This is a genomic window from Paenibacillus nuruki, assembly GCF_963311185.1.
In the GTDB taxonomy this organism is placed as follows: Bacteria; Bacillota; Bacilli; order Paenibacillales; family Paenibacillaceae; genus Saccharibacillus; species Saccharibacillus nuruki.
On record NZ_OY725677.1, the window covers coordinates 3,355,567 to 3,381,871 of the forward strand.

Consider the following 26,305-nt stretch of genomic DNA (forward strand, 5'->3'; position numbering starts at 1 on the left):
CTATTTTATTGTATTTCATTTAAAAAGCAGGTACAGCGATATCTGCATATTTATCTTGTAAAAATTGCTTCACTTCAGGGCCTGCCATCCGTGCTTTTAACTTCTGGATCGCTTCTGAATCTTTGTTATCTTCACGAGCGACTAGATTAATCGCAAATGTAGAATCTTCTTTTTCTGTAACCAGTGCATCTTTGACAGGTGTCAGATTCAATGGTTTCGCATACGCAGGCGTCATTGCGACAAGATCAGCTTCATCATACATACGTGCTAACATCAATAGATCGACTTCTTTAAATTCGAAGTTTTTGGGATTGGATGTAATATCGGCTTGAATCGCATTCATACCTACACCGTCTTTCAGTGTAATCATTCCTGCTTGTGCAAACATTTGTAAGGAACGACCGATATTGGAAGGATCATTTGCAATTGCAATCGTTGCTCCTTCAGGTAAAGCATTGATATCTTTATACTTTTTAGAGTAAGCACCATAGATAGCATTGTAGATCGGTTGAATAGCGACTAGATTTGCACCTTTACTTTCATTGTATTGCTTCATATAAGGGGCATGTTGGAAAAAGTTCGCATCTACTTCTTTATTTGCTAATGCATCATTAGGCTGAATATTATCAGACAACACGATTACATCTAGATTAATACCATCTTCTTTGAGTAAAGGTTTAACCACATCCAAAATTTCAGTCATTGGTGGAATCAATGTAGCAATTTTGAGTGTAGTTTCTGTAGATGCACCTTCTGTTGCTATAGCAGGATCATTAGATGTTGTTGTTGTTGTATCTTGCTTCTGACCACATGCTACTAATAAAAGCATCATAGCGAACATCAAGATCATAATAGATTTGCGAGTTGTTAAAATGTTGTTCATTGTTAAAGTTAGCCTCCATTAAAATATAATATTTCAAACCATTACCTAGCGTTTATCAAGCACTCTAGCGACCGTACTACCGATCAATTGTACCGCTTGTACCAAAATAATCATCAAAATGATCATATACACCATTACATCGGTCTCAAATCGCTGATAACCGTATCGAATTGCAAAATCGCCAATTCCACCACCACCTACGATGCCAACAACGGTTGAATACGAAATAAAGCTAATCGTTGATGTGGTTAATCCAAGTACCAATCCAGATCGAGCTTCGACATATAAAAATTTGAAAATAATCTGCCATTTGGATGCTCCCATCGCTTGCGCAGATTCAACCACACCCCGGGGCACATCCAATAATGATTGTTCGACTAACCGTGAATAATAAGCAATTGCGATAATCGATAACGGTACCGAAGCCGCTTCGGTTCCTATCGCTGTGCCAACCACTAGACGTGTAAATGGAATCAGAAATACAACCAGTAACAAAAATGGAAAAGAGCGAATCACATTAACCAGTGTATTAAGCACAGCTGCCACATACGTATTCTCGTATAATTGACCTTTTTTGCATAAATAAAGCATGGTTCCAAGAGGCAATCCCACTATAATAGCTGCTAATAGTGAAATACCGACCATCGAGAACGTTTCACCTATGGCTGACCAAATCTGCGACTGATACAGATCAAGCATTTCGCTAAACGTACGATCTTGATCCATTATTCACCCTCCTTATAGCCAAGCAATTGCTCGCGATAAGACAAGGTATATGCAGGCGATGCTGTAAATCCATCTTGCGCTCGTGAAAAGCTTTCGGTGATCTTTCCTTGTTCCATCACAGATACGGTATCGCATAGACTACGCACCACATCCATCTCATGCGTGACAATCACAATGGTAACTCCTAATTGTTGATTAATCTGACGCAATACATCTAGAATACCGGCAGTGGTCTTAGGATCAAGCGCAGAGGTAGGTTCATCACATAATAACACTTGAGGATGGTTAGCGATTGCTCTAGCAATACCGACACGCTGTTTCTGTCCACCGCTGAGCTGTGCTGGATAAGCATTGCCTTTATCCAATAAGCCTACAAGTTCAAGACATTCTAGCACTCGTTGTTGCCGCTCAGACTTGGGTACTCCAGCCAATTCAAGCGGGATTTCAATATTTTTGCGAACTGTGCGATTATGAACCAGATTGAATTGCTGAAACACCATTCCAATCTGTTGTCTGGCTAAGCGAAGTTGATGATCTGATAATCCGGTTAAACGCTTACCATTTACAATGACTACACCTTGATCGGGACGTTCTAGAATATTCATCATCCGTAGTAATGTAGATTTACCTGCTCCACTACTGCCAATAATGCCATGAATCATACCCCGCTCAATATGCAGACTGACATCTTGCACAGCTGCATTCGTATTCCCCATCTTGCCAAAATATTTGCTCACGCTTTCCAGCGAAATCATTCCAGTTCCCTCCTCATCTCATAGCCGGTCTGATGAGAAACTTTTTATTCAATGTGTAATACAAATCTAGTGAAGCTGTTATACTCTATACTTCTGCTATATTATAAGGAATGTTGTATGCTGTGTCACTACTTTTATTTATATCATCACTAAATATTCATTTGTTATGCTGTTCTGCTTTATGTAGACAAAAAAACATCTTCTCTATACGCAGAGAAGATGTTCATATATCGATTCATCTGATTGTATCACTTAAACTATCTTTTATGAGTTTGGATGTTATTGTTGCTGTTCTTGTTTTTGCAAAAACTCACGTGTTTTGCGTAGATACTTCGGTGCATCCATCGGATCATCAATCATCATTTCGATCAAGCATAGTTTTTGATTTTGCTGTTGTTCAGCTTCTTGAATCGCTTGATCTAATTCTTGATTGGTATGCACTTGCATTGTATACGCATCTCCACCGAAGGCTTCGATTAATTTGGTATACTGCCATCTCGGAATATCGTTATACACTTGCTTATCAATATCCACTTTTACATTCAGATACTTTTCAATCGTATAACCTTTATTATTGAGAACAAAAATAATCGGTTTGCATCCTTGTTCTAACATAGAGCTGATCTCTTGCACAGTTAATTGTAAAGATCCATCTCCTGTAAATAACAGCACACGACGATCAGGAGCCGCTATACATGCACCAAAAGCAGCCGGTGTGGCATATCCAATACTTTGCCAGCCCGCTTGCCCGATATATGTTGCACCTTCAGGCAATTGAAGCTGAGAAATACCATATGTGAATGTACCCGTCTCTGCAATCACAATATCATTTGCTGCTAATAATTGTTGAAAACGTGGATAGTAATTGCCTGCGTGTAACGGTTGGTCTTTTTCAGCAGATAATAGCTTCTCCGTATCATATGGGAATTCAGTCACTACAATCTCTGCCTGACTTCTCCAATCCAATTGAGCTAGCGCTTCTAACATGTCTTTGGCAAGAATATTAGGATAAACAGATTCACCAATTTTGACATGATCCGGTTGGATATTAATCACTTTTTGAAAATCTAATTCAGCTGTAAAATTGGCTGTGTTCAGGTCAGACCAGATCAAGCCTGCCGCAATCACAAAGTCTGCATTTTCGACTGTATGACGTACTTCCTCACTACCAAAAGTCCCTCCGTACATTCCGATATAATGCGGATGACGTTCATCAAATCCACTTTTACCCATCATCATCGAAGCCGCTGGAATATTCAGATTCTCAGCCACTTGTTGAACAGGCATTTGTAGATCGTAACGAAGAACAGGATTATCTGATAAAAGAGCCCCGTTATTCGAGGATTGAATTAACTGATCCGCATGCTTCACTGCCGCTTGCAACGAATTGGAATGAGTAGATACTTGTAACGACGGTTCAATATGAGTCGTAATCGATTCTAACACCTGATCCAGAGCAAGCACTAGATAAACAGGCTTTTTAGTGGATTTGGCAATGTGAATCGCCTGTGGAATCTCTATCATTGCATTTTCCGGCGTTACGACTGCACTATAAGCTGTAATAGGCTCATACGCTTGACGGAACACATCATAATTTCCATCGAGTAAGCTATGATGCATCAACTGATGATCTTGCTGTGCTTGAGACTTAGGAGCACCTACAATATGAATAATCGGTACACTTTCACTATAAGCGCCTGCAATCGCATTACATGCGCTCATTTCTCCAACACCAAATGTCGTGATTAAAGCAGATAGCCCTTTGATTCGGGCATAACTATCTGCCGCATATCCAGCATTCAGCTCATTGCGTCCGGTTATAAATTCAATACCTTCGTATTCTTCTAACGTATCTAATAAAGTGAAATTATAATCACCAGGTATCCCAAAAACTTCAGTCAGTCCTTCACGCTTGAGACAATCGAGTAGATATTGACCTAACGTAATATTTGTTACAGACATTATTTTTTCCTCCTGTGTATTGCTAATGGTTAAGCTTTGTTATCATTGTATTCTTGCCATAGTCCCTGTCTTGCTTTAAAGACATTACCCTATTTCAGAAGAATTATTGCCATTTTTTGATATTTTCTTTAACTGATCTTTAGTTTCGTAAGTATAATCAACACAAAAAAAGCGGTCTTCTAATAGATAGAGACCACTTTTTGTTGGATTATTTTGTTGGAAATCAGATTAGAGTTGTACCCATACTACGTCTGCTTCTAGTTTGGTTGGGAACACAGTCACCTGTCCTTCATCCGGTGCTTGCACAAGACCTGTTCGCAAATCAATCTGCCAATCATATAGCGGATCATATAAGATATGCCCGGATACAATCCCTTCTGCAATAGGGCCACCTTTAGGATGAGGGCTTTTATTTTCTAATGCAAAGACTTCTTCATTGGAAGTACGGAAAATAGCCAATTCTATCTCTTTCAATTGCACCACACGTCCAATCTGTGGCAAAAATTGATCGATGGATCCGATCGGATAAAATGTTTGAGTATCATTCATTATGCTTCTTCTCCTTTAGACTTCCATTTTATGAAAAAGAGCTTCACGAGTTGGTGTATCGTTAATCACTTTTTGCCAAGGATCTTCGACTTGTGCCAGTGCAAGATTGACCCGTTCGATCAATTGTTGACGATTTTCTACATTGGTCACCACTGCTTCATAAATAGTTGGTAGACCGATACGTTCTACCCATTCCGATGTTCTTTCCAAGTATTTACCTGTTTCGCGGTAGTATTGAATAATCGCTCCACAAAGATCAATCAGTTCTTGATCGGTTTTCACTTTGCATAACGAATCGGCTAGACGGGCTTTGATCCCTCCGTTGCCTCCGATAAAGATTTCCCAGCCGCCATCGTTACCAACGATTCCGATATCTTTAGTACACGATTCTGCACAGTTACGAGGACAACCATTGACTGCCATTTTGAATTTGGCAGGGAAATCTAAGCGTTCAAAGCGACGTTCCAGATCAGCACCCATCCCCATCGAATCCTGTGTACCAAAACGGCAATATTGAGCACCTACACACGTTTTGACTGTTCGTAACGATTTGGCATACGCATAACCGGAAGGCATATCTAATTCTTCCCAGACTTTTGGCAAATCTTCTTTCACTACACCGATCAAGTCGATCCGTTGTCCACCCGTCATTTTCACTGCTTGTACATTATATTTGACAGATACATCAGCGATCCGTTTTAATTCTTCCGGTGTAGTTACCCCACCATACATCCGTGGAACAACAGTATACGTACCGTCTTTTTGAATATTAGCATTCATCCGTTCATTCACAAATCTAGATGATTTCTCATCTTGGTATTGTGCTGGATCAAGCATACCTAGATAATAGTTGATCGCTGGACGGCATTTCGAACAACCTTCAGGTTGCTTCCACTCTAGTACATTCATTACTTCTTTAATGGTTTTAAGTCCTTTTTCTTTGATTCCAGCAACTACTTCATCACGACTAAGTGGTGTACAGCTACACATGCCCTGACTGGCTCCAATCGTGGCTCCGTCACCCAGTACATATTGCAAAATTTGTTCAACAACAGGCTTACATCCACCACATGAACGGCTTGCTCCGGTACATGCTTTGATCTCATCGACTGTTGTTAATCCTTTTTCTTGAATAGCACTGACAATATCAAGCTTGGTGACACCGTTACAACCACACACAATCTCACTATCTGCCATCGTATCGACAGATGATTTCTTTTTGCTATGATCGCATCCGCCTGTACCCATCAATTCGGCATATAATTCATCGGTCATCGGTGCACCATCACGAATCAACTTTTGCAATGGAGCCGCATCCGTAATATCTCCAAAAAGAACAGCACCGACAATCGTTTGATCTTCTAAAATGATTTTTTTATACGTGCGTTTCCAATCATCACGCGCTGTAATCACTGATTGGTGTTCATTTTCAATAAATACGCCTGCTGAAAATACATCTACACCGGAAATTTTGAGTTTGGTTGAGACCACCGAACCTTCATACGGCTGAGTATCAATCCCGCATATATGTTTCGCCAAAATCATTCCTTGTTCAAACAGTGGAGCAACCAATCCATAACAACTTTCTCTATGTTGTACACATTCACCTACAGCGTAGATGTTATCTACAGAAGTCTGCAAATAGTCATTCACAATAATGCCTCGACCGGTCTCGATGTTGCTTTCTTTGGCGACTGCAATATTAGGCTTAATTCCTGCCGCCATAACGACGAATTGAGCAGGCAATGTCGTACCGTCTTTGAATACCAATTGCTCCACTCGTTCTCCACCTAGTAGTTCAACTGTCTGTGCACCCATCAAAAATTTGATACCTTGACGTTCTAATTCTTTACGTAACATCGATGCGGCTACAGAATCCAATTGACGCTCCATCAGATCATCCATTAAGTGGACGACTGTGACATCCATTCCTAGACTCACCAATCCTTTAGCGGCTTCTAGTCCTAACAATCCTCCACCAATAACAGCGGCTTGTGGATAATGGGCAGCAGCATCGATCATTTGATGGCAATCGGCGATATCACGGAAACCAACAACTCCTTGTTTGTCATGACCCGGTATCGGTAAAATAAACGATTGCGATCCTGTGGCGATAATCACTTTGTCGTATGGAACCATCATTCCATTATCCGTATGAATTATTTGTTGCCCGGCATCGATACGTGTCACGGTTGTACCTGTATGCAGTGTGATTTGATTTTGCTCATACCATTCATGACTATTCAAAATAATATCGTCTATCGTCTGTGTACCTTCCAAAACATAAGACAACATAATCCGGTTATAGTTCGGATGTGGCTCACTGCCAAATACCGTAATATCGTATTGTCCACCTAATTTAATAATTTGTTCTAACGTTGCGACCCCCGCCATACCATTACCTATTAGAACCAGTCGTTCTCTTGTTGCTGTCATATCAAAATCCCCCTTTTTTGATGTGAATCTATATGCCATTTGTTCCATGAGTATGTTATATATAAAACAATCTTTAATATCTAAAATTTATTGGTTTATATTCAGTATATCCATCTTACTTTCTATATGTAGTGATCTAAATCACAAGCTTTTCGAAATATAAAGACACAAAATAACCCTTTTTATCAAATTGGTCATTAGAATGTATCCATTTTGCAAGGGAAACCGTCTATTCGACACGATAGATGGGCTTATAGTGCCATGTGCAAAAAAAGAAGCTATGACAAAATACAAATTAGCTTAGAAGATTAATCATAAAAGCAATGGAGGGTTATAATGACCAAAACATTTAAATACAGGCTTGAACAACAAACAGCCTATGAACATAGTGGTGGCCAAATGCGTGAGGTGTCTGTCGCAGACTTTCCTGTATCCACAGCGATGAGCGGTGTATCGTTACGACTGGCTCCGGGAACATTAAGAGAACTACACTGGCATACCAATGCTTCTGAATGGGGTTATGTCGTTAGCGGAAGTTGTCGCACAACGATTCTACATCCTGATGGAACAACGTACATAGATAACTTTAATAGTGGAGATGTATGGTATTTTCCCAAAGGCTACGGTCATTCGATTCAAGGCATGGGACCAGATGAATGCCATATTATTCAGATTATGAATAACGGTTCGTTTACCGAAAAACATACCTTTAGTATTACCGACTTTATCGCCCAGACTCCGATCGAATTAGTCGCTCAGAATCTAGGTATTTCGATTGAAGATGCACAACGTTTGCCGAAAAAAGAATCTTATTTTGCTTACAGGCAGGTACCGGATGATTCTACTTTGGATGCTACAACACGTAGCGCTACAGGGCTTACCAGTATGCATCGCTATCCACTAATGGCTCAAGATCCCAAGCGTGTTCCCGGCGGAGGCACAGAACGGGTTGCTTCTGCGCGCCTATTCCCGATTTCTACCAATATGACAGGAGCGATTATTGAGATTCAGCCGGGCGCACTACGAGAAATGCACTGGCATCCAAATACAGACGAATGGCAATATTATATAAGTGGTACAGCACGTATGGCTGTTTTTTTGGGTCAAGGAGAATTGATTGAAGATCAGTTTGAAGCTGGAGACGTGGGTTATGTTCCAGAAGGAGCAGGGCATTACATTTATAACAATGGAACTGAAGTGTGTCGTATCTTAGTAGGCTTTAACCACGGGCAACATGAGACGATTGATCTGACCAAATGGATCTCCAGTACACCAAACGATGTTCTAGCGACTAATCTAGAAATCAACCGTGAACAAGTGAGTCAATTGCCTCAACGTCACTGGTTTATCGCTCCTGCTGCTTTGCAGTAAACCGTTTAATATCGCATTTTATACCTACATCTACATCTACATCTACATCTACATCTACATCTACATCTACATCTACATCTACATCTACATCTACATCTACATCTACATCTACATCTACATCTACATCTACACATGATGCTATTTGAGAATGTGGATACTTATACAGTTTGTAGAAATAAGATTATTGATACTATTTATTGATATATGCTGAACCTGAATATCATGCTAATAATGATTTTAGTTTGTCCCAAAGAGTGACTGCACTTATCCTATTTCTATAAAAAAGATCATGCCAATACACCATTATCTACATTAAGATATCCAAGTACGTACGGTACCTGGCGTAGAGTGTATCGCATGATCTTTTTTTATATGGATTTGTATATGGAAAGGAACATGATTGTTCGTTATTGATAAAATTATCGCTCTCTAGTATTACTCTATTAAAATAAGAAGGCAGTGACTCCTATTGTTCTAGCAAAAAATCACAGGTATGTTCATCGACAACTTGAATATGATTTTGCCGAAAAAGAGCGGCTGTTAAGCCAGAGCCAATGATCTTATTTCCGCTAAATGTACCATCATAGACCATCTGACTTCCGCAAGAAGGGCTGTTAGCTTTTAGTACTGCTACTGTAATGTTTGCTTGTTGCGCTTGTTCCAAAGCGACCAAAGCTCCTGCTTTGAATGATTCGGTGACATCTTCACCCGATACAGTCATCACTTTGGCTGTTCCAGACCAGACATCTTCGGCTGTTCCGCCTACAATTTCTGCCGGTTCGCGTGGTGTAGTCAGACCTCCTAACACTTCCGGGCAAAAGGCGATCGCTTTGCCTTGCTGAATCAGTTGATCTAAAGGTTGCACTAAATTGCTTCTACCATCATACCTACAGGCTATTCCTGTCAGGCAGGCACTGATGCCAATCATGCTCCACTCCTCCTTTTTACCTACTTTTTTCCAAATCGATCAAATCTCTTCAAAAGGATCGTGATTAGGATGGGTTCCATCGATCATTTCAGTCGAAGATTCTGCAAACGATTCTTCCAATTGCTGATCGAGTTGCTGTTCATCGGCAATACTTTGAATGTCTTCTGAGCTAATACTGATATAGATATAACCATCTGCTTGTTGCTTTTTCAACGCTTTTTCTTTAAAAAATCGAGGGCTTCCTTCGCCTCCGTCTTCATCATAAACCAGTAAAATACCGTCTGTTTTACGAAATAACAAATCATCCCGAGCTGTAAATTGCCAGATTCCTTGATAGGGCTGTTTACTAACTAGACCGTAATAGTCGACACCTTTACAAATCTCTTCATAATATGTCTTTTTATCTTCACTCCACTTTTCTTCAGGATTCGCAAAAGCAGAAAGAATCGATAGTCGTAACTGAGGATATTGTTCTTTCAGCGCAATCACCACTTCACAAGCCCAGAGATCAACGCCATACTGCCCGGGCGTAATCACCCACTCTAATCCTTCTTCGATCAGTGGTATTAATTTGCTTCGTAGTGCCTGCTGAATAAAGGGAATCCCTTCATGCTTTTGCCCAAAAATATTCAATTCATGTGCACGATAACCGGTCACCAATAAATTCTTCATGCCTTGCTGTCCTCCGCTTCTGTTCATGCTCTTATTCCATCATAACATGAAGCGAAATAAAGCAAAAATCGACCGGCATGGAATACGTAGAATAGTCAATTTTGATACATGATAAAAAAATAAACCTACTCAGTATCAACACTGAATAGGTTTACTTCATAAGATTCGATTATTTTCTGTATACTATCATCTTTTATTGCATGTGGTAGCACTGATATCATGAAGTGCTTAGGTTCCCATTTTCTTACGTTGGTTATTTACTTTTTTGGTCATCTGGCTTTTCATCTTTTTACCGCCGCCATCAAATCCATTATTAGAGCCTTTACCTTGTTGGTTTGCTTGCTTTTTCATTGCTAACAAACGTTTAGCCGCTTCAGCCTGGCTGACTTTTTGTGCTTGCTTGGATTCTTCTGTTACTTCATTGTGTTCTTGTTCTGTACTCATTGTGTTCACCTCAATTTCATCATAGCATAAGGGATGGTTCAACTCCACGAATACTTTATCTTCTTAAGCTATTTATACCTTTAAAGGATTGCCATATACGTTCCATATGAAGCAACTGATATTCATCATCAAATACCAATTGATACACATCTGGATTAGACAAAGCTTGCCAGTGTTCAAATTGAATCTGATCATTATAATATTTGAGTAAAAGCGATATTAAATTGCCATGCGAGACCACTGCAATCTGCTTCGCATCTGTACGTATAGCTTTATCAAGCACAGCGATCCCTCGATCCATCGCTTGCCGACTCGATTCTCCACCGGCATAACATAGATCCAAATCGTCAAATGTTAACTTTAACTTCTCCAACCAATCGGGTAGATTATCCTGAGATAAGACTCGTTCTTGCAAATTGATATCGGTATGAATTGATAATGATTTTTTAAAAGCAAGCGGTTCAATCGTGCGATAAGCCCTCTCATAAGGACTAGATACAATATAATCGATCGGAATATCATTGAAACAATTAGCTAGCTGGAGTGACTGTTCTTGCCCGAGTGTAGTTAAGCGTGCATCCGGTGCTTGTCCTTCTGCCTGACAATGACGAATAAGAAAAATATGCTTCATCGGTCATGTCTCCTTGATCTTGTTTCATCTTTGCGATCCAAGGATGATACATATATGCAAGATTAATCGATAGCAATACCCAAACGCTTCACCAGATCAGTCAAATCTTGCCCTTTCAACGCACCTTCTACTAATGCCGGTAATAGAGCTGGTGTACAAGCAAAGCTAGGCGTACCATCACGAGTGAACTTTTGAGCTAATTGCTTATCATAAAAAGGCTTACCTTCATCAGACAAAGCAAGCAAACATAATGTTTTGACACCTGCTTCTTTCAATTCACGCATTCGACGAATTAGACGGGCTTGACTGCCACCTTCATAAAGATCAGAGATCAGAATAAACAGCGTTTTTTTCGGTTCTTCTATAAATTGTTCACAATAAGCGACTGACTTATCAATATTGGTTCCTCCACCTAGCTGTATCCCGAATAACATATCAACCGGATCGTTGTTACATTGTTCTGTCAGATCGACAACACTGGTATCAAAAGCCACCACTCTTGTATCCAGTGCAGGCATACTCGCAAAAATAGAAGCAGTCACCGACGCCCAAATAATCGAATCTGCCATGGAGCCACTCTGATCAATATCAATAATGACTTTCCATTCGTGACTACGACGTGCACGATCGAAATAATAGAATTTCTCAGGAATGATCTGGCGACGTTCTTGATTATAATGTTTGAGATTACGCTGAATCGTGCGCTTCCAGTCAATTCCACTTAACGAAGGCAATGGTGAATGTTGACGACGATTAAGCGCTCCTGTTACAGCACGACGTATATCTTGTTCTAATCGTTTGACCAGATCATCGACAACAGACTGGATCAGTATGCGCGCGGTTTCTTTTGTTTTTTCAGGAATTTTACCTTTTAACGCCATTAATGTACCCACCAGCGTAATATCCGGCTTTACTTGAGATAATACTTCAGGTTCAAATAAAAGCTGTTTCCATCCTTTACGTTCCATCGCATCATTCTGGATAATAGATACCACATCTTCTGGAAAAAAAGTACGCACATCTCCCAGCCAGCGTGTTAATGTTGGCGAAGAAGGACCTTTACCTGCTCCTTTTCCACCTGTATTACCGCCTCCGGAATTACCTCCCTGACCTGATGTATCATCATAAATAGCTGCCAATGCTTGATCCATAATCTTTTCTTCTTCTGTAAGTGTAATTCCTTCGATTGCACTTGAAGTCTGACGCTCCAATTGTTGCTCGGCATCAGCTCCTAGAATCAACCGCCAACGGGACAATCTTTGATGTTCATTATCAGTAGGATTCATCATCAAAAGTCTTCGAAATCAAAATCATTCAGGTCATCAATCATTTTGGCTTCTTCCTCCTTCAATTCTTCCGTCAGGATTTCAGCAGCTTGTTCGGTATTCACACCCCATAATTCGCCTAGCAGTTCAGCAATCATATTTTTCTCAGATGGCGAAAAGGTACTAAATGCACGTCTTAAAAATACAAGAGCACGTACAAAATCATCATCTTCTAATGATTCAATATATTGATGAAGTTGCTCCCATAAGCTTGTACGTGACAATAACATATAGCGATTACGACTGGATAGTCCTTCGAACCAACCTGCTCCCAGATCAGCAGGTACACCTGGCGATAATCGTCTCGATACCTCTGCCGCTAGTTGTGTTGCCGATACCTGATTACGCTCAATCAATAATGAACAAGCGAACCCAGATAACTTGGCATTCAAATCGTCTCGTTCCATCACTTCAGTAAGTTGCTCTATCCATAATTGGTAATCCAGTTGCTCGATATGATCCAGTCCTATCGTATGCAGTTCGCTAATCGACTTCATCATTTCATGGGCTACTTCATCATTACACTGACAGCTAGTCACCAGAAATAAAGAAGCACGCGTGAATAACTGCTCTAATAATGGGATCAAAGGCATCGTATCTATGCGGCGAAGATCACCATACTGAATAATTTTGGATAAGCTTCTGGCGGCTAATGTAATCTGGATAACATCTTGATTATCGACAGCCAGTCGTTGTAGCGTCTGACGACCATTTTCCAACTGCGTAACCATGCCACTTTCACAAGCAATTAAGATCAGGTCGGATGCTTCTGCAATCGTCAAACAATGATCTAACTTTTGCTGTAATACATAAGCGGCGGCAATTTCTACCGTTTCACCTAGCAACGTCGATTCTACCACTTGAATCTCCACTTCAGGCGACCACTGAATAATCCAACGTTCTGCCCATGTGGCTTGATCTTGCTGAGTCTGTTGTTGTTGGACAAAATGGATATTTAACAGACGTAAGCGATGAAATAAAAAAGAGCGATGAAGATCCAAAAAAGCCGACTCTTTCGATTGCACACGCCGATTTTCACGTAAATCTAGCATCAGATCTTGAGCGATTGTGGTTTTGTATTTGGTTAATTTCAATTGTTGTAATAAGCGATTGAGATCATCTTGAATCGGAGTCTGACTGACCCCCTCAGCAAGCTGTCCAATCGTTGTTCCTACGTTGATCTGAGCTAACGATTCAGCGATCACAGATAGATCACCATGTCCGAGTAAAGTCTGTGCCGCATCTTGTAGATCACGCAACACAGGAATACTTCCTCCATGTAGAGCAGATAAAGATTGTGCCATCCGTACCGCTTCGATCACTTCTGCTGTGGAACGATGGGTACCTGCTTTACGCAATAATCGAGCTACAGAAGATAAATAAAGATGAGGCAATTCATCTAAGGCCTCACGGTTCATCTGTTGCCACATCATTTCATAATAATGAGGAGCATGATTCCCTGCGCCATAGCCAGACATCGACGACAATTTATAGTAAGAATAAGGCATCAATGTTAGCTTGGTTGAAGATGAAGGCAGACTTTGTAATTCTTGATCTGTCATGACATCTGATACATGACTAAGTGCGGCGGCATGATAAGCTCCACAGACTACGAGAATGTCTTCCGGTTGATAACCACTTTCAATCGTTTGCTTAATCTGTCGACGCATATACGATTCTCGAATCGCATTATAAGCATGCTCGCTAGCGGAAGAATGTTGTTCTTCTGCTTCTGTTAATTCACGCATCTGCTCTGAAAACTGTAAAATAGCTTGTCGATACGCATGTTCATTTAAATTATGTTCATAATTGCGTTCCCAATACATATCATAGTCATCTTCACCAGACAATTGCGCAATCCGATCATACAGCGATTCATGCACAGTTTCATGTAAGACTTCTGCTTGAGGCGTGAATTGTTCGGGATCAGGTGTAGGCGATGATTCTGCTCGTTGCTGTTGTTCACGCTTACGCATATCTTGTAAAGCAATCATGACCGATGAAGGTAAATCGATAAATACAGATTGAGCTTTATGATCGGCTGCCCATTTCATCGCCTGATATTCAGGAGAGTATGACGCTAGCGGCCATAATGCAGTACGTACAGGCAATTCTTCGGTAAAAGCTAGAATCGCAATCGGCGGCTTCGTCTGGCGCTGTGTAATATGCCTAATCTCTGAACTGGCATCAGAAGGACCTTCGATCAAAATAATTTTGGGCTTGATTCGATTCAGATCATCAAGTAGATGCTTTGAGCCACCAGGGGAAAGGTGACGCACTCCGAAAATATGCACACCGATACCAAGCTCAAGCTGGCTACTCACTCGTTCATCTCCTTACATGCTTGATACAGACCACGCCACTGTTCTCCCCGCTTTTTCATGACATTATCCAAGTACTCTTTCCAGACAATACGATCTTTATCATCGTCTTTGACAATAGCCCCTTGTAAGCCTGCGGCAAGATCTTCATCGGTTAATTCTCCGTTACCAAAGCTTGCGGCTAACGCCATACTATTCGTTAATAAAGAGATCGCTTCTGCGGTCGAAATAACACCTGCCGGAGATTTTAATTTATCTTTGCGATCCAATGTCATTCCGCTACGTAATTCACGGAATATCGTCACTACTTTGAGCAATGCTTCATCTGCCGGTACAGCAGCTTGCAGATCATAGGCAAAAGCAATTTCACCTACCCGTTTACGTACGATATCCATTTCATTCTCCAGACTCGATGGAGCTGGTAACACAATAATATTAAACCGTCGCTTGAGTGCCGCAGACATTTCATTAACTCCACGGTCACGTGTATTAGCAGTAGCAATAATCGAGAATCCTTTACGAGCATTCATTTCTTTACCTAATTCCGGTACAGCAATCGTTTTTTCGGACAAAATCGAAATTAACGCATCTTGCACTTCCGAAGCACAGCGTGATATCTCTTCAAAACGAGCGATACCGCCAAGTTCCATCGCACGCATAATCGGGCTTTGTACCAAAGCTTCTGGTGTAGGGCCATTAGCCAGTAACATCGCGTAATTCCATGAATAGCGAACATGTTCTTCACTCGTTCCTGCTGTTCCCTGTACAACCAGATTAGAGTGTCCATAGATAGCTGCCGCCAAATTTTCAGATAACCAAGACTTCGCTGTTCCGGGTTCACCAATTAATAAAAGGGCACGATCAGTAACCAGTGTTGCAATTGCCATTTCTACCAAGCGACGATTACCAATATATTTAGGTGTAATTGGAACTTTACCTGCTTGACCACCTGTAATAAACGTCAATACCGATTGCGGTGACATTTGCCAGCCCGCAGGAATTTTGCCACTATCATGTTGACGTAAAGCTTCTAACTCGTGCGCATACAATAATTCTGCCGATTGTCTCATCGTATCTTGTAAAGATTCAGGTGTACTCATTATTTCATCCCTTTCAGTGTGTGGATTACGAACTCTAATTGTTCTGCTGCATATCCTCTGAATTTGGGAATAGTAGCTTCCCGATTTTCCGGTAATAAGGCTTCTAAGCGTTCTATATCTTCAACAGGGAATTCTAAAAGAGAATGAATAATATAAGGTTCAAACATATATGAATTTGAATTACGACGATCATCAATCGCTTGCCACATCAGTTCACGTTTATCTTCTTTGGATATGCCTAGGCGTTCTTCAAGAGCACGTAAAATCAGAGTAGCTGTGCGATTGCGGAATTCTGGATTATCTTTCAATTTTTGTCGTAAAAATTCGTCTACCCCTTTAACACCCGGACGAGCCAGACCGGCTACCAGTTCTACATCATCTTGTTTCATTGCAAATTCCAACCAGCGCTTGTCCCATTTTTGTTCAATTTCTGCTAATGGTAAAATCTTTTGCGTATACGCATGTTGTTCTTCATGACCTAATGAGAAACTTTCATACCCATTTTCGATTAGCATTGGTCGCATCGTAGCGATCACTTTGCCAAGACGTGCTTTGGCATCTTTATTGATTTTGGCTTTCATTTGAGACACGACTCCACCTACATACTGATCGTAGACTTGTTCTGGAGACAAAATCTGGATCGATAAGCGGAAAGCCGATGGCACAAAATTAGCATCTTTTTCAGACACTTCATATAGCAATTCCAAGTCTTCTAGACTTCCTCTATATTCGATATAACTAGCAGCATCCCATAATAGATTACGCCAATCTGTAATCTGATTCGTCGCACTTAGGTTGTACAAATAAGTATAATGTTTTAGCATATCCTGATAACTTTGATGAACCGTTTCATTCGGGCTATGTGTCCACATTTTGCTAAATAACAATAATCGTTCAGCTAATTTTTCAAGTGCTTTGTGATCTATAGATTCTTGTTGTTCTGATTGGATGGCTTGCTCGACATCTTTGGCAAAAGCGACAGCTAACTGATCTTCTAAGGCTTGTGATACTTCTTGATAACGAACCGCATCGACAATGTATTCCAAGTCTTTGCCGTTTGAAGCTTCTAACAGACAAGCAATGGCTTGATTCGACGAACTACCCGCCAGTGCATAATAAGCAGATGCACGTACATTTTTCTTTTTATCTTTGGTCCACTGAATCAATTCAGGCACGTATTCTTCATGACCTACTAGAAAACGAATCGCTGTCGCACGTATATCCTCTGAAGCCGATCGAGCTAGTTCACTGTATACATCAAGTAGATCCAATTGATGTTCTTCCGCAATCGTATGAATCGCTGTTAGCTTACGTACTTCTTTCTTATCTCCTTGAGGGTCAAAAATATCTTTTAAATAAGGAACAATCGCCAGTCCATATGCCGGTACAATCTTACGCGTCATCAACTCTGCAATTTCAGAATAAGGATCATATAATCCTTCAATAGCTAGTGGCATTAACCGAGAATCTTGGAAAATGCCTTCTTTGAAGGCTTGTTCAATCACTTCAAGACGTCCACCACCTGTAGTTGATAAAGCTTGCACGACAGGCGCTAATTTGCGATAAGAATACGAGGTGATGGGTACAATAGAATGTTCCTGTTGCTCCATTCCTAAAGGCTTAAGATCACCTGCTACCGTCGCATTTCCCTGTGTATGCAGGACAGAAGATAATAGTAACGTGAGATTCTGTAGACGTTCTGAGCTACTGCTATCATGGGTCTCATCCAATACATTCTGAATACTATCTCCAAGACGCTTGAATATCGGTGCTTTTTCCCCTAACTGCTGAAATCGAGGTAATAATTTGCGTAGCCGTATATCTTCGACTGCTAATTCACTACCTGCAATATAGAGCCGTCTTGTTTCTTGATACAATTCTTGTAATAACGCTGTACTCATACGTGTAACCTCCTATTATTCGGATGATTCATTATATTCTGCGTTATCTCCGTTCAATACAACAAACGCATAATTCCATTTCCATTAATAATCGAAAGCGGTTGAGCAATTAATTGCCCTGTATCCATCTGATGTTCAAATACCAACAGTACTGTTACATCTTGCAGCGTTTCCTGTGGCAAATAAGGAAGTAAGCCTGTACTTGTTCCAATAGGCAGTGAGATATCTGTTAGTCCAATCGATTGACCTTCGCTATCCTTCATCACCAGTTGACCATCTTCACTCTGATAAAATTGACTGACTTGAAGTAAAAGTGCTGGATAAGGATCAGCTAATGGATTCTTTAATTGATTTTTGACCAATTTGATCCCTTCTGCAAAAGAAGTATAGGCTTGGGAATGAATAGATTGCACATCTTGTTCCGTCACAGCCCGCGTCGCTAGACTTTCCCAACGTACACGCGGATTAAGATCACCCGGATATACATACAGTGGCTTCGGACAAGCAATTTCGGTAAACGTATCCTCTTCACGGATATGCTTGGCTGCTTTGTACGGACGATATTGTAATGTACGGCGAATATGGTGAGTACCTAGCTCTAACCAGTATCCCAAATCTATAAATTCCATTCTTCCCGGATCGTCATAACTGGTAAATGCCAACTGAATTAACTCTGCGCCTTCTGTCATGCGCTGGTGTTGCTCTAATTCACTTAACTGCCATGCATGCCCTAACCATTCTTCAATCGTCGATTCAGCATCCAAAGCCAGTTCTGGATCTTCAAGCTTCGCCTGTAAATGTGCCCTTCCTTTACGAATCAACGCATGAATTAGCGTTAACTGTTCTACTGCATATGTATAGTTCGCTTCAGGATTATTTTTAGGAGATAACAATCCTGCCAGACGACGCAATTCCACTTGCGCTCCGGTGAGGTAATAATTGCCCATTTGTTTGACATGTTCTTGAATACGCTTGATCACTGTTGCATCGACTGTGCTTAGACCATTACGGATTAAAGACAATGTGAGCTTTTCCAAAATATCAAGTCCCTCTAACTGAGCTTGGACTTTCTTTTTCAGCGCATTTTTGTTGACTGTTTTCTTTTTTGGTACTGCTTTGAGCGTAGGATCAGCTTCTATAGCAGCCGCTTTTTCTTCACGCTTTTCAATTTTGTTTCGTTTGTCTGCGATATCTTCTGGAATGGTAGCTGTTGTAAAGGTCTGTCCTGCTACATACGCATACATTAATGCCAATGCATGTTTGCAAGGGAACTGACGACTCGGGCAACTGCATCTCGACGTAGGTTCTTTGTCTGGTTGTATAAAATCTACCGAACATGCATAATTGCTTTTCCCACTACCTGCACACTCACCAAATAATAAGGTGCCATCTTCTGTTTGATGAAGTTGTACTAATTTATTTTTTTGAATTAATCCTTTAGCATTTTTGATTGCTGCTGCATTAGGTGCAAGTCCGTCTACATATCCTTCTGTCAGTTGAATTGCCATATAAATCCTCCTTTAATAGTCAAAACATAAGATATATGCGTCTCTATATTGTATCTAGTATATCCTGTTAGCAGAATTGTATACTTTATTATAGAACATTTGTTCTTATTTTTAAAGAGGAATAATTATTCAGGACTATCTTCATAAATATGATGCTGTAACAGTACGTCTAGTAGTTGTTCACTTGCCTCTTTATCATGATCTTCGTAACATAAGACTACTTCATAACCGTAAGCATAATTCAAGCGAACATAGCCTTGAATCGAACGCCAGAATAATAGACAACTGTAAGGCGTCTCAATCTTCAAATCAGCGGGCAGTTGTAAATCAATCTGATGAGCGATCTGTGTTAACTGCTCTGCACTTGAACTGATTGACAGTAAATCGTTGCCTTCAGTCGGTGGATGAAATGTTAATGAACGATACCGTTGATCCTGATTCCATGATTCATAATACCGATTCTCCTGCATAATTTGAAAAGAATCGCCGTAAGATATCTTCAACCATTGATCCATCGTTTCAATCCAAGAAGTTTTATGATCTAAAAGACGTAGCTCAATCCGTTCAGAATGTCTAGGTATCCATAATAGATCCTTGACTTGAGGATGAAGAGCAAGGAAGTCCCCATCTATTGTTGTAGCAATCACTACACATTCAGCCAACTGTTGATTATGGATAGGACTATCTTTATCATATTCCCATAACTCATATTCTACAAATTCTGTTAACTGTTGATGGTCTGGAAGTTGTACATTCAGTACTCCACAATAAGTACCCACTCCATATTGCTCTAGAAATTCACAATAAGCTTCTGGCAGTTGTATATGATGAGTATGTTGAAACTGAACCAGTGTCTCGTGATCTACATGCTGTATATGTTCATTCACCAGATACATAAAGTCACCTGCTTTCTGAAGTTATTATAGGTTTATTGTACAGATAAATAACATGAGAATAAACATTTCCAGATTTAAGAATACTTATTTTTGAAAATAAATATAGTATGCATTAGTTCCACATCCCCAATGTACTTATAAAATTAGATGGACATAGCGAATGACCTTTCTACAATACTCTTTTACGTTATATCAAAAAAGTCCCTCTAACCATTCAGAGGGACTTTACAAGATTTACTTATAAATTAGCATGTAATAAACTCAAAATACTACGCAAGTCAGACACAGGAACTTGTCCGGGAGCAGACGATTTTTGAATGGCACCGAATGTGATCGCTGATCCGAATAGTTCGCCTGTTAAACGGCTAATCATACCTTTGCCTGCCATCGACATCGTAATCATTGGTCGATCGGCATGCTGTTCTTTCATCGTATTGGTCGCATCGAGTAAAGTAATCACATCGCTACTGCTTTGAGGCATAACAGCGATTTTAGTGATATCTGCACCTAATTGTTGAGCACGCGATAAGCGGGAGATCAGTTCTTCTTTGGGTGGTGTTTGCTGAAAATCATGATTGGAAATAATCACAAACGTATTATGTTCGTGGGCTGTTGTTATCAATTGCTGAATAGCTGTTTCTTCATTAAAAAGTTCGACATCTATAAGATCGACTTCGCCTGTCGTAGCGATTGCTTGATTTAATTCGACATAGTAGTTGCTACTCAGCTCGCATTGTCCGCCTTCTTTGGCACTACGGAATGTAAAAATAAGCGGAGTCGATGGAAGAATATCACGGATACGTTCCAAAGTATATGTCACCTGATCCAATTGCTCTACCTGTTCAAAAAAATCAACACGCCATTCGACCATATCAATATCTGCTAATTTGAGTGTATGCGCTTCTTCTATGATCTGCTCGGTTGTATGCCCTGTTAAAGATACACAAATTTTAGGCTTTCCTTCGCCTATTGTAAGGTGCTTCACTCGTACCGGTTTGAATGTATTTGTATTAGACATCTGATTCGAACTCCTTTGCGATACAAAATAGATTATCGTGTCTGTAACTACATTATATTATAGCCCAATTTAGAGCATGCTGACACAGAACGCCATTGAGATCCAACAGCAACCGATTAGTCTTTATTTATCAGACGAATATGAGTTTCTGGATCACAAATCACAAACAACTTGGCTTCTGCTGGCATAGGCTCAGACAATTTGCGATTAATAGTCATATCGTTACGATCACTGATTAATGTTGCACCTTCTACTAATAATGCTTGAAAGGCTTCTCCATACGTACGCCAGCCTGGTTCTGTAGGTACATGATAGATATCTTCTCCATATTGACGATTGAGCAATTGAGCCAACACATCGTTATTGCCTTCATTTAATGCCGAGCGTACAGCCAAGCGTGAAATAGCATCATGAGACAATACAAATTCATTCACATGCACATGATGGAAATTTTTAATATGGTTTTCTAACATGATTTCGACGGTGGTATGTACGTGAGAAGCTAACCGTTCCACACTGGAAGCGACCAGTAGTGATTTGCCATCGACTAACGAAGCATCATCAATACGTGAATCTGCAAAAATAATAGCAGAGCGTGCTGTACTGATTTCTGCCTGTAGTAATGTTTCGTCTTTGGTCGGATCACCATTTACATAATGAACTTGTGGATGATCGTATGGATGCTTTTCCAGTTGATCAATAATAACAACATCAATTTCTGGATGACTGGCAAATAGTTCATCTATCGCATAATGTGCTTTTTTGCTCCAATTGATAATAATAATGTGATCTTGTCCTACGTATTTCAATTTACCTGCTCCTCTTCTCCGATTATATTCTCCCATCGAATCTACAATTTTACTAATAATTAAGCTCAGTAGACCAATGCCGAAAATATACAAAAATACTGTAAAGATTTTACCAGCTATACTTTTCATAAAATAATCGCCATACCCTACAGTTGCCATGGTCGTCAGTACCCAGTACAACGCGTTAAACCAGTGGGTAAACGTATCCGGTTCGATCATATACGCTATCGTAGCTGACAATAGTACAAATAATACTGTTGTTGTCGCTAATACTGATTTGCGCATTCTGACCATTTTGCGAGAAAGTCGAAGAAACATATGCATAATCCTTGGGTGTACTCCTTTATTCTATTGACATCGATTGGCTGAAAATAACTTGAATGTTAAATAATTCGACAACTGCGTGTATTTTGCCTTTTTTGTGGATGCATCCGTTATACTACATAGAGAAGATGTTGTGCTTATGATGCCAGGCGCTTATAGAGCCAAGCGCTGGAAAGGATTTATATTTTTATGGATATTTCGCAGTGGTTATCTTATTTGACGGAAGAGAATTTGAAAAGTTGGATGGGTGAATATCGTTCACTGGGTCCGCTTGCTAGTATGTTATTGCCTTTTCTCAAATCCTTTATTCCTCCTTTGCCTACGATTGTGATTTTGGGGGTAAATGCGGCGGTGTATGGATTGTGGGTTGGATTTTTGTATTCATGGATTGGGATTACGGCAGGTTCGCTGACTGCTTTTTGGTTGGTACGTAAGTTGTCTGAACATCGATATTTATCCCGCTTGGTACGTAATCCTAAAGTAGTCAGTACACGGCGTTGGATTCGGAATAATGGATTTAATTATATTTTTTTGTTGAGTCTTTTTCCTGTAGGTCCGTTTACGTTATTAAATGTAGCGGCTGGACTGAGCGGGATTCGATTTCGTTCGTTTCTGATTGCGATTATTTTCGGTAGAGGGATTATGGTATTTGCGGTTTCCTTTATTGGTGCAGACTTGTCTCGTTATCGTGAAAATCCGTGGAATCTGTTGTTAGTGTTACTGTTTGTGATTATTTGCTTTGTATGTAGCCGTAGTATTGAGGCTTGGTTTAGTCGCCGCGATTCACTTACTGAACAACCATAGTTGTTTTCTATTGTAAAAAATAACATAAAAGATACGTAGAATCGAGAATTTAAAGGCTTGATTGGGTAATGAAAGATATAGAATGATTTGAACGAAAGGAACGTGGCTATGGATATTGCACAATTTATGTCTTACCTCCAAGAAGGTGATATTGATCATCTGATGGATCAATACCGTGCTATCGGTCCGTGGCTTAGTATATTGCTTGCTTTTCTCCTATCTTTTATCCCGCCTTTGCCTACGATGGTTGTGATCGGACTGAATGTAGCGGCTTTTGGGTTATGGTCAGGTATATTGTACTCATGGATCGGTGTGATGAGTGGCGCTATCCTTGTATTCTGGTTAGTGCGTAAGCTTTCACATTACAAATATATCGATCGTTTTTCTCATAACAAAGGTGTGCAAAAAAGTATACGTTGGATGAAAAAAAATGGGTTTATGTATATTTTTATGTTTAGTCTATTGCCGGTTGGTCTGTTTACGTTGCTTCATGTAGCGGCTGGACTAAGCGGAATCAAATTCCGTTCTTTTGCGATTGCCGCAGGGTTAGGACGAGGAATAATGATTTTTATCGTCTCGTTTATCGGAGCCGATTGGGCAAGTTATTTCCAACAGCCGTGGAAATTGTTTATTGTCGCCGCATTTGTTATTGTTGGATTTATTTTTATCCGCAAAGTGGAAGCTTGGTTTAGCAAACGGGAAGAATCAGAAGTATTGGATATCGAGCCTGAACCTCAAGCTTGTAAATCATCTTAAATCCAAAAAAAGCGTCTAATCTCAACCTATCGTTGGGAATAGACGCCTTTTTAATTACAATTATGTCGTTCATATCTAATCTATATTCCTGTAGACGATCTCTTGGATTCATCTATAGATCAAAACTATTTGAAACCTATAATTTTAACTCGTATACCATTCTATATCCCTTCCATTTACCAAGCTGCTATCGTACCATCTGTTCTCCACTCTGTGCCACCGATCAATACACCTGTCTCGGGATCTCGTAAAATAATCTGTCCCCGACCAAATCCACCGACACTGTTAGCACGTACGATATGATGCCCTTTGCGGATCAGACTTTGAGCCAGATGTTCAGGGAAATTCGGTTCAATTTCTATTGTTTTGCCTTCGACCCATTGCCAGCGTGGTGCATCCAGTGCCGCTTGTGGATGCAGATGGAAATCGATCATATTCATGATGACTTGTACATGACCTTGAGGTTGCATAAATCCACCCATCACGCCAAAAGGACCGATAGGCTGACCGTTTTTGGTCAAAAAGCCCGGAATAATCGTATGATACGTCTTTTTCCCGGGTTCTAAGCGGTTATCATGCGTGGGATCAAGAGAAAAAGAATGTCCCCGATTTTGCAGTCCAATTCCTGTCCCCGGAATCACGATTCCTGAGCCAAAGCCCATATAGTTACTTTGGATATAGGATACCATATTGCCTTCTTGATCTGCGGTTGCTAGATATACCGTTCCACTGGTTGTAGGTTTTCCGGCTTCTGGTTGTAACGCCTGTTCACCGATCAATGCACGTCGTTCATCAGCGTAATGATAGGATAATAAATCCTCTAATTTCATCGTCATTTTATCATGTTGTGTAATATATTTGAGTCCATCGCTAAATGCTAACTTCATCGCTTCCATCTGCTTATGGTGCGTATCTACCGTATCCCGACCTGCAAATTCATATCCTTTGAGTACATTAAGAGCGATCAATGCAATCAATCCTTGACCAGACGGCGGAATTTCCCACACATCATAGCCTTTATACTGGACTCCAATCGGATCGACCCATTCAGGATGGTATGCCGCAAGGTCTTCTTTACGTAAAAATCCGCCGTGCTGACGTGAGAATGTATCGATCTGGTCTGCTATTTCGCCACGATAAAAGAATTCTGCGCCTGTCTCGGCAATACTACGTAATGTCTTGGCATGATCTGGGGAACGCCACATTTCACCGATACGCGGTGCTCTTCCTTGCGGAGCAAATGTTGTAAACCAATGTTGGTACTGATCTGCCGTTAATATTTTAGCGAACCGTTCATACGCTAGATTCCAGTAATACCCTAACGTTGGCGATATCGGAAATCCTTGTTCTGCATAATCGATTGCCGGTTGAAGCACTTCAGTCAAAGGCAATTTGCCAAACTTCTGTGAGAGTGCTTGCCATGCCGACGGTGCTCCCGGTACGGTTACTGGAATCCAGCCGTGGGTCGGAATCTTATCATGCCCTGCTTGCTGAACCGCTTCAATAGAGATACTTTGAGGTGCAGGTCCATTAGCATTCAGTCCGTGGAGCTTGCCTTGTGTCCAGATGATAGCAAAAGCATCGCCTCCGATGCCATTAGACGTTGGTTCAACAACAGTCAAACAAGCGGCTGTCGCAATGGCAGCATCAATCGCATTACCCCCTTTTTTCAAAATATCCAATCCCGCTTGCGCTGCTAACGGTTGCGAAGTAGCGACCATACCATTGTGAGCATAGACCGGTTGTCGTTCTGAAGCATAAGGATGAGATAACGGATCAAAAGGAATCATAAGTACCTCCATAGGATGAATGATCAATAAGTTATGTATTACTATAGTCTATTTGGAGTCATAATTACATTAGATACTACGTTTAGAGTCTAATGAGTAAATAGAATGATTAAACCTATAACGAAATTGATAATTCCTACAATAATAAGACTACTCCTAGAAGAATAGGATAGTTTGAGACTTGGATTTATACGTAAGTCAATATACAGAGAAAACATATATAGTGATAGAAACAGTAAGACCAATCCTAATAAAAATGGTTTTCCCGGGACTACGAAAACGGTAATAGAACTAATAATCATAACCGTAGCAAAAAACCACTTTACTATCTTTATAGCCGATCTATTCCTATTCAAATGATTTTGTTCTCCTCCCTTTAAAGATACAACCTATTTT

At 40.4% G+C, this 26,305-nt stretch carries 22 protein-coding genes; 3 read left to right on the forward strand and 19 right to left on the reverse strand.

The window, feature by feature from the left end; all coding sequences use genetic code 11:
• Window positions 1–19: 19 nt before the first annotated feature.
• The 6 genes from RCP16_RS14890 to nirB all read right to left on the reverse strand — a co-directional run bounded on the left by RCP16_RS14890 (window position 20) and on the right by nirB (window position 7,311).
• Window positions 20–883: a MetQ/NlpA family ABC transporter substrate-binding protein gene (locus RCP16_RS14890; RefSeq protein WP_308640669.1), complete on the reverse strand. Its 864-nt coding sequence runs from the start codon at window positions 881–883 to the stop codon at window positions 20–22.
• Window positions 884–928: 45 nt separating this feature from the next.
• Complete coding sequence (locus tag RCP16_RS14895; protein ID WP_069326767.1) at window positions 929–1,609, reverse strand: methionine ABC transporter permease; 681 nt, start codon at window positions 1,607–1,609, stop codon at window positions 929–931.
• On the reverse strand, window positions 1,609–2,364 hold the full coding sequence (locus tag RCP16_RS14900) for a methionine ABC transporter ATP-binding protein (RefSeq protein ID WP_308640670.1): 756 nt from the start codon (window positions 2,362–2,364) through the stop codon (window positions 1,609–1,611). The genes RCP16_RS14895 and RCP16_RS14900 overlap by 1 nt, the downstream gene beginning before the upstream one ends.
• 279 nt (window positions 2,365–2,643) lie before the next feature.
• The gene (locus tag RCP16_RS14905) at window positions 2,644–4,326 is read right to left on the reverse strand and encodes an alpha-keto acid decarboxylase family protein (RefSeq protein ID WP_308640671.1); all 1,683 of its coding nucleotides are present in this window, start codon (window positions 4,324–4,326) and stop codon (window positions 2,644–2,646) included.
• Window positions 4,327–4,554: 228 nt separating this feature from the next.
• Window positions 4,555–4,875, reverse strand: a complete 321-nt coding sequence (nirD, locus tag RCP16_RS14910) for a nitrite reductase small subunit NirD (protein WP_137221303.1) — start codon at window positions 4,873–4,875, stop codon at window positions 4,555–4,557.
• A 15-nt stretch (window positions 4,876–4,890) separates the two neighbouring features.
• Window positions 4,891–7,311, reverse strand: a complete 2,421-nt coding sequence (gene nirB / locus RCP16_RS14915; protein ID WP_308640672.1) for a nitrite reductase large subunit NirB — start codon at window positions 7,309–7,311, stop codon at window positions 4,891–4,893.
• 336 nt (window positions 7,312–7,647) lie between these two features.
• Between nirB and RCP16_RS14920 the strand changes: the two genes are divergently transcribed.
• Entirely contained in the window at window positions 7,648–8,682 is a 1,035-nt protein-coding gene (locus RCP16_RS14920) for a cupin domain-containing protein (protein WP_308640673.1), read from the forward strand.
• Between the two features lie 466 nt (window positions 8,683–9,148).
• Here the strand turns inward: RCP16_RS14920 and RCP16_RS14925 are convergent, their stop codons facing one another.
• The 12 genes from RCP16_RS14925 to RCP16_RS14980 all read right to left on the reverse strand — a co-directional run bounded on the left by RCP16_RS14925 (window position 9,149) and on the right by RCP16_RS14980 (window position 22,520).
• Window positions 9,149–9,610, reverse strand: coding sequence for a 2-thiouracil desulfurase family protein (locus RCP16_RS14925; RefSeq protein WP_308640674.1), 462 nt, complete (start codon window positions 9,608–9,610; stop codon window positions 9,149–9,151).
• 39 nt (window positions 9,611–9,649) lie between these two features.
• A complete protein-coding gene (locus tag RCP16_RS14930; RefSeq protein ID WP_069326774.1) occupies window positions 9,650–10,282 on the reverse strand; it encodes an SLOG family protein in 633 nt (210 codons plus the stop codon).
• A 228-nt stretch (window positions 10,283–10,510) separates the two neighbouring features.
• Window positions 10,511–10,726 (reverse strand): hypothetical protein, encoded by a 216-nt coding sequence (locus tag RCP16_RS14935; protein ID WP_069326775.1) that lies wholly within the window; start codon window positions 10,724–10,726, stop codon window positions 10,511–10,513.
• 55 nt (window positions 10,727–10,781) lie between these two features.
• Complete coding sequence (locus RCP16_RS14940) at window positions 10,782–11,357, reverse strand: histidine phosphatase family protein (RefSeq protein WP_308640675.1); 576 nt, start codon at window positions 11,355–11,357, stop codon at window positions 10,782–10,784.
• Between the two features lie 62 nt (window positions 11,358–11,419).
• Window positions 11,420–12,646, reverse strand: coding sequence for a VWA domain-containing protein (locus tag RCP16_RS14945; protein ID WP_083243392.1), 1,227 nt, complete (start codon window positions 12,644–12,646; stop codon window positions 11,420–11,422).
• Window positions 12,646–15,006 (reverse strand): DUF5682 family protein, encoded by a 2,361-nt coding sequence (locus RCP16_RS14950; RefSeq protein ID WP_308640676.1) that lies wholly within the window; start codon window positions 15,004–15,006, stop codon window positions 12,646–12,648. Before RCP16_RS14950 ends, RCP16_RS14945 begins: the two co-directional genes overlap by 1 nt.
• Window positions 15,003–16,103, reverse strand: coding sequence for an AAA family ATPase (locus RCP16_RS14955; protein ID WP_175425134.1), 1,101 nt, complete (start codon window positions 16,101–16,103; stop codon window positions 15,003–15,005). The genes RCP16_RS14950 and RCP16_RS14955 overlap by 4 nt, the downstream gene beginning before the upstream one ends.
• Window positions 16,103–18,004, reverse strand: coding sequence for a HEAT repeat domain-containing protein (locus RCP16_RS14960; RefSeq protein WP_308640677.1), 1,902 nt, complete (start codon window positions 18,002–18,004; stop codon window positions 16,103–16,105). Before RCP16_RS14960 ends, RCP16_RS14955 begins: the two co-directional genes overlap by 1 nt.
• A gap of 53 nt (window positions 18,005–18,057) precedes the next feature.
• A complete protein-coding gene (locus RCP16_RS14965) occupies window positions 18,058–19,512 on the reverse strand; it encodes an SWIM zinc finger family protein (RefSeq protein ID WP_308640678.1) in 1,455 nt (484 codons plus the stop codon).
• A gap of 125 nt (window positions 19,513–19,637) precedes the next feature.
• Window positions 19,638–20,408, reverse strand: a complete 771-nt coding sequence (locus RCP16_RS14970; protein ID WP_308640679.1) for an SMI1/KNR4 family protein — start codon at window positions 20,406–20,408, stop codon at window positions 19,638–19,640.
• A 238-nt stretch (window positions 20,409–20,646) separates the two neighbouring features.
• Window positions 20,647–21,426 (reverse strand): type I 3-dehydroquinate dehydratase, encoded by a 780-nt coding sequence (gene aroD / locus RCP16_RS14975; RefSeq protein ID WP_308640680.1) that lies wholly within the window; start codon window positions 21,424–21,426, stop codon window positions 20,647–20,649.
• Window positions 21,427–21,542: 116 nt separating this feature from the next.
• Window positions 21,543–22,520 (reverse strand): potassium channel family protein, encoded by a 978-nt coding sequence (locus RCP16_RS14980; RefSeq protein WP_308640681.1) that lies wholly within the window; start codon window positions 22,518–22,520, stop codon window positions 21,543–21,545.
• Window positions 22,521–22,748: 228 nt separating this feature from the next.
• On the opposite strand from RCP16_RS14980, the gene RCP16_RS14985 reads away from it, so the two are divergent.
• Window positions 22,749–23,363, forward strand: a complete 615-nt coding sequence (locus tag RCP16_RS14985) for a TVP38/TMEM64 family protein (protein ID WP_069326783.1) — start codon at window positions 22,749–22,751, stop codon at window positions 23,361–23,363.
• A 108-nt stretch (window positions 23,364–23,471) separates the two neighbouring features.
• A complete protein-coding gene (locus RCP16_RS14990; RefSeq protein ID WP_273593264.1) occupies window positions 23,472–24,119 on the forward strand; it encodes a TVP38/TMEM64 family protein in 648 nt (215 codons plus the stop codon).
• 176 nt (window positions 24,120–24,295) lie between these two features.
• Here RCP16_RS14990 and RCP16_RS14995 read toward each other — a convergent pair whose 3' ends face one another.
• Entirely contained in the window at window positions 24,296–25,909 is a 1,614-nt protein-coding gene (locus tag RCP16_RS14995; RefSeq protein WP_308640682.1) for a gamma-glutamyltransferase family protein, read from the reverse strand.
• Window positions 25,910–26,305: the final 396 nt, after the last annotated feature.